Below are 1,095 nucleotides of genomic sequence, written 5' to 3' on the forward strand. Positions count from 1 at the left end.
GCTCTTAGGATGTTACTGCTCGTACCTTTCATCTTATCCAGTATGTACTGGTGGTTCAGGTTATCAAAACATCCTTCAATGTCGGCATCTAAGACCATGACTTCTCCTTTGCGGAGTTTCAGATTATGCCATACCGCCATGCAGGCATCAATGGTGCTTCGTCCAGGTCTGAACCCATAGGTATTCTCGCTGAATTTCGCTTCCCATTCGGGTTCTAATGCGATTTTAACCAATGCCTGATAGGCCCTGTCCTCAATTGTAGGAATACCTAACGGTCTTAATTTACCGTTCGATTTCGGGATGTAGGTTCTTTTCAAAGGTTTTGCCTGATATTCTTTATTAAGGTTCATCCTTTGGACAAGAGACATTCTTTCTTTATTGTTTCGGATTATTGTCTTGTCTACACCTGCCGTGTTCTTTCCTGTATTATCGGAAGTAACACGTTTGACACTCAGTAATTTGGCATACGGGTCTCTCAATAAATCACGTTGTAATCTCCTTACTTCAGTGATGTTACCTGCGAGCATTGCCCGATACATCTGATTTTGCTTTCGGAACACATTTAGTTCTACTGTTTTCCAGTCAATGTTTTCCCATCTGTTTACTTTCAGCATTTTGGTTACTTTCATTTGTATTCTTTTGTTAAATCCACAACGAATTTGGCATATCCGATTGACCGTAGCCAATCGGCTTTCGCTTGGTCGTTGTTCCTACCCAATACATCATATTCATCCAAGAGTATTTATTGCATTAGCAAAATGATGTATCGGTTTCCTCGTTCCTTTAATCAATGTTTACCCGAACTTAGATTCCTCTCTATACCGCCAGTCCTGTATAAGCTTATGAATACCCTCAAACAGATTGGGTTCCTATTGACTGGAGGACTGCACCATACGATGTGGGTACAGCGTGCATGCTCACGATACCTTAACAAGGCTATCATATTCGGTTCGTCCCATCTTTCTCTATAGCATCGCTCCATAGGATTGACTTTTCTCCGAGCTTCCCATTCCCTGTTCTCTTGGGCAGGTTAAGGGTCGGATGGACTTTGTTGGATAAGCCGCCAACATCAGCATTTCACTGAATTAATTAAAA

1 protein-coding gene is annotated in these 1,095 nt (G+C 41.7%); it reads right to left on the reverse strand.

From position 1 onward, the window contains the following. The coding region (locus RB619_RS21035) for a reverse transcriptase N-terminal domain-containing protein (RefSeq protein WP_308101070.1) at positions 1 to 629 on the reverse strand (629 nt) is incomplete at its 3' end. Positions 630 to 1,095: the final 466 nt, after the last annotated feature.

The sequence above is a fragment of the Flavobacterium sp. LHD-80 genome, from assembly GCF_030929605.1.
Classification (GTDB): domain Bacteria; phylum Bacteroidota; class Bacteroidia; order Flavobacteriales; family Flavobacteriaceae; genus Flavobacterium.